This window comes from Streptomyces sp. NPDC058964 (assembly GCF_042741275.1).
In the GTDB taxonomy this organism is placed as follows: domain Bacteria; phylum Actinomycetota; class Actinomycetes; order Streptomycetales; family Streptomycetaceae; genus Streptomyces.
In genome coordinates, this window is sequence record NZ_JBHYKH010001072.1 from 1 (window position 1) to 1,057 (window position 1,057).

General features: G+C 71.6%; 2 pseudogenes. Both read right to left on the reverse strand.

Features of this window, described 5'->3' with window-relative positions:
- Positions 1–7 precede the first annotated feature (7 nt).
- A pseudogene (locus tag ACFW2E_RS47730) lies at positions 8–928 on the reverse strand (alkaline phosphatase family protein); the annotation flags it as partial.
- Positions 925–1,057, reverse strand: a pseudogene (locus tag ACFW2E_RS47735) (xylose isomerase); the annotation flags it as partial. The pseudogenes ACFW2E_RS47730 and ACFW2E_RS47735, both read right to left, overlap by 4 nt.

The window sequence follows — 1,057 nt, forward strand, 5'->3', positions numbered from 1 at the left end:
TAATCTACAGGTCTTCGGGGCGGCGGACGTACACGTGGGCGATCTGGTGGTCGGCGACCGCGAAGGCGCGGGAGGCCATCGGGTCGAGGTATTCCATGCCGTCCTGGGTGTGCACCTCGAGCAGTCCGGCGCGGCGCAGGGCGCGGTTGATGTCCACGGGCCGGCTGACGGGGGTGATGCCGTACTCGGAGAGCGCGACGACGGTGCGTCCCTGGGCGCGGGCGTCGTCGAGGAGGGGGGCCAGGGCGGTGTCCAGGTCGGCCGCCGCCTTCAGGGAGCGCGGGTCGTCGGGGCCGTAGCGCTGCAGGTCGTAGTCGAGGTGTGGGAGGTAGCAGAGGGTCAGGTCGGGGTGGCGGGTCGTCATGATGTGGCGGGTGGCGTTGATGATCCACTGGCTGGAGACCAGGTCGGCGCCGGGTCCCCAGAAGTGGAAGAGGGGGAAGGTGCCGAGCTTGTCGGTGAGTTCGTCGTGCAGGGCCGCAGGGCGGGTGTAGCAGTCGGGTTCCTTGCGGCCGTCGGCGTAGTAGACGGGACGGGGGGTGACGGTGATGTCGGTGTCGGCGCCCATGGCGTACCACCAGCAGATGTTGGCGACGGTGTAGCCGGGGTGGGCGCGGCGGGCGGCGTCCCAGAGTTTGTCGCCGGCGACGAGTCCGTTGTGCTGGCGCCACAGCAGGACGTCGCCGAGTTCGCGGAAGTACCAGCCGTTGCCGACGATGCCGTGCTGCGACGGGGGCGTGCCGGTGAGGAAGGTGGACTGGGCGGCGCAGGTCACGGCCGGCAGGACGGTGCCCAGCGGGGCCCGGCAGCCGGACTGGCCGAGCTGCTTGAGGTGGGGCATGTGGTCCAGGAGACGGGGGGTGAGGCCGACGACGTCCAGGACCAGCAGCGGGGTCGGTCCGCCGGAGGAGGAGGTGGCCGAGGTCATGGCAGCTCCTTGAGGCCGAGATCGGTCAGCAGGTCGCGGGCGAGGGTGAGCTCGGCGGCGATGCCGTCGGTGAGCTGGGCGCGGGCGCGGGGCCGCAGCTCGGGCGGGAGGGCCTGCCAGGTGTAGGTC